The organism is Acidisphaera sp. S103 (assembly GCF_009765975.1).
In the GTDB taxonomy this organism is placed as follows: Bacteria; Pseudomonadota; Alphaproteobacteria; order Acetobacterales; family Acetobacteraceae; genus Rhodopila.
In genome coordinates this window covers 53,435-56,788 of sequence record NZ_LMUJ01000108.1, presented here as the reverse complement: position 1 = coordinate 56,788, position 3,354 = coordinate 53,435, and the positions used below count along the sequence as shown (strand labels likewise).

Below are 3,354 nucleotides of genomic sequence, written 5' to 3'. Positions count from 1 at the left end.
ATGGTCTGACCGAGCCTGTTCCGTTGGCAAAATCCTATGCCCGCCTGCGCATCGTTCCCACTCTGGGACGCTTACGGGTCGACATCGCTCCGGATGATTTCTTGGCCCTGATCGGTAATATACTGATCGGGGTACCAGTCGACGACCCGTGGTATCGCGTCACTTATCCCGAGGCAGCAAAGGAAATCGATAACGGGACATATTCGTCCGCTGCGGAACACTATGTCGAACAGGGATTTTTCGACGGCTGTTTACCTTTCGATATCACCGTCGATGACGAATGGTACATTTCCCACTACGCGCACGTGAAAAAAGGGTTGGACCTTGGTGTGGCAAGCTCCGCACGAGATCACTTCATGCGTTTGGGCTATCATGAGGGGTGCCGTCCGGCGGCGCCATGACACACGTTGTTGAAGCGGTGCGTCCGGAACGGTTGACCATGTCTCCAACTGAAGCGCGAGAGGACGTGCAAAATAGTCGCGGAGGTGCCATTTTTGTCGTGGATTTCCATCACGATGGCAATAGCGCTGCCCACCGCACATTCGGGTGGAGCGGGCAGGAGCAGACGCACGTTTGGTCGGTCGAAGGCAGTTGCGGTCTTCAACTACCATCCCAAACCGCCAGCACGCCGCTGACCGTTGAAGTGGACTTCACCATCCCGACCAGTCGCCTCGTAACCAAGAGCGCAGCGATCATACGGGTTTTCGCGAATGGCCACCCGATCGGTTCGGCCGCGGTGACCGGCTGGACCCGGCTGAGTTGCGATATTCCCGGCGGACTGATCGTATCGGGTAAACCGATCGAACTTCGTTTCGAACATCCTTGTTTCATGCGCCCGGAATTTTTGGATGACGGCCGCGAAGATCGTCTGCTGGGGCTCTGCTTTTATGCGGTGCGCATCTTTCCACCCTGGATGAAGCGGGCTTTGGAGCATTTTGCGCCGAAACCGCCTGAGGGTAAGATCGTACAAGCCGCTGCGGCAGCGGCGGTGCCGATTGGCAAACCCTGCGCGCCGGCCATTTATCATTTCGGTAACGGCGATGCCGGCCGACCCATGTTGCGCGACGGCTGGCAGCATGATCCGCAGGGCGATGCGTGGACCAGCGGCCGTGTCAGCACCCTCGAGCTTCCCGCGCCACCTATGAAGGGCCTTTATCTGGCGCGGTTCACAATATCTCCCCTCTACATTCGCAGCTTCTTAACGTCACAGCGTATCACTATCCTGCTGGCAGGCGCGGTTATTGGCCAGTACTGTACTGGCACGGCAGTCAGCCTTGCGATCCCGTTGCCGACCGAGTTGTTTGAAGCCGACGGTGTGCTGCCGTTCACCTTCGTGGTGCCAGACGGATTGCCGATGCACCGATTTGATCACACGCAATCCCCCAATTTCCTTGCCTTTTTGCTGGAAGCGATTGAGATCACACCCGTGCCATCCACTCACAGTGCGCTGGCCCAAGTGCGCGATGACGATGTGGCATCAGCAGCACCCATATCGGTTTCAGAGCGTTTCTTAGACGAACCGGTTGATGAATTGCCCGGTACGATCAAGGCGACTTTGGGCATCGAAATGACAGAGATCCTGCGGAACTTCGAAAGCCTCGGTGACAACTGTGCGTTTGGCTTGGCACAGCGCAAGGCCGATTGCGAGGTGCTGGGTTTATTGCGTTTTGGCAACACCCCGTTGCGGAGTTTGATGATCGCCTTGGATGATGAGTTCAAGGCCGCGACCGACAAGGCAGAACTGACGTTGAGTCTGCCGGAAGGGGAACATTCGCAACACGGCGAATACTTTTTGTTTGCTAACCGTTATGGTATTCGCTGGCATACCAATGTGTTTGGCGGCGGCGATACGGACCGGCAAACAATATTCGGTCAACAGGCTATGCGGTTGGGTTATCTGCATCGCAAATTCTATGAGGCTCTGCGTGCCGGGCGGAAGATCATGACCATCTCCCGGGCCGAACCGCGCAAGCATCCGGTCGCGCTGCCATTTGCCGGCGAACCCGATTTGTGGGAGGAAAAGCCCGAGCGGCTGCGATTCGCCGAGATGGTGCCGTTGTTTTTGAAACTGAACGAATATGGTACCAACACACTTCTCTACCTCACACGTTGCGAACGCAACAAACGATCGGGAGCCGTGGACTTGATCGCTCCTGGTGTGATGCGCGGCTACGTGGATGATTTTGTGATCCGACCAGAGGTGAACCTCAGGGATCATGGCGCGTGGGTCCGTATCGCGATTAATGCATGGTTGCTCGATCAAGGTCCGAACGCCAATTTTCGGAACAAGCCCGTATGACAACGATTTCCTCGCTTATCGCCCACGGTTCGCCGGCCGAAGCTGTCATCGGCGCGCCCGGGCGAACCTCATTGTCGTTCCAGGGGTTAAGTGCGCTGGCGGGACGAACGGGCGCCGTACTGAACGCCGCTCGTGTGGGGCGCGGCGATCGGGTTGCGATTGTGCTGCCGAATGGACCGGACGCCGCCTCGGCCTTCCTGGCGGTCGCGTGCCATGCGGTAACCGCCCCGCTCAATCCCGCCTACAAAGCAGCGGAATTTGCGTTCTATCTGTCCGATCTGCAGGCCAAGGCGGTGGTTGTGCCGCTTGGGATGGACAGCGTTGTGCGAGGGGTCGCGGCGGAGCAAGGGATTCCGATTTTCGAACTGGTGTCTGAGCCATCATTTGCCGGGGATTTTGTCCTTGTTCCTCCCCCGGGGACGGGCGGTACACCTAGCCTAGGCGGTCTTGCCGGTGCCGACGACGTGGCACTGGTGCTGCATACATCGGGCACCACCGCGCGGCCCAAGATCGTGCCGTTGACGCACGCCAACCTGGCGGCCTCCGCGCGGCATATCGGCCGGACGTTGCGACTAGAACCATCTGATGTGTGTCTGAACATCATGCCACTGTTCCACATCCATGGCCTGATAGCCGCGGTGCTATCATCGGTCGCGGCGGGCGCGTCGGTGGTCTGTACCCCGGGTCTGAGCGGTTTCCGTTTCTTCACCTGGATGCGTGATATCCGGCCGACCTGGTACACAGCCGTTCCGACCATGCACCAGGCATTGCTGGATCTCGCCCCGCGTTTCAAAGATGTCATTGCCGCGGGGCGGCTTCGGTTCATCCGCAGTTCCTCCGCATCCCTGCCGCCGCCTGCCATGGCGGCGCTGGAGCAGGCATTCGGGGTTCCAGTTATCGAAGCCTATGGCATGACCGAGGCCACTCATCAGATGGCCAGCAATCCGCTGCCGCCGGCGCCACGATTTGCCGGCAGTGTGGGTATCGCCGCGGGTCCCGACATCGCTATCATGGATGCGGATGGGACGCTGCTGCCGGCGGGTGCGACCGGAGAA

The 3,354-nt window shown here is 59.1% G+C and carries 3 protein-coding genes; all 3 read left to right on the top strand.

Annotated features, from left to right (window positions below):
- The coding region (locus tag GSQ89_RS35125) for a hypothetical protein (protein WP_216856574.1) at nt 1-401 on the top strand (401 nt) is incomplete at its 5' end.
- On the top strand, nt 398-2,299 hold the full coding sequence (locus tag GSQ89_RS35120; RefSeq protein ID WP_158932760.1) for a hypothetical protein: 1,902 nt from the start codon (nt 398-400) through the stop codon (nt 2,297-2,299). The genes GSQ89_RS35125 and GSQ89_RS35120, both read left to right, overlap by 4 nt.
- Nucleotides 2,296-3,354, top strand: a 1,059-nt coding sequence (locus tag GSQ89_RS35115) for an AMP-binding protein (RefSeq protein WP_158932924.1), incomplete at its 3' end; no start/stop codon positions are given. The genes GSQ89_RS35120 and GSQ89_RS35115, both read left to right, overlap by 4 nt.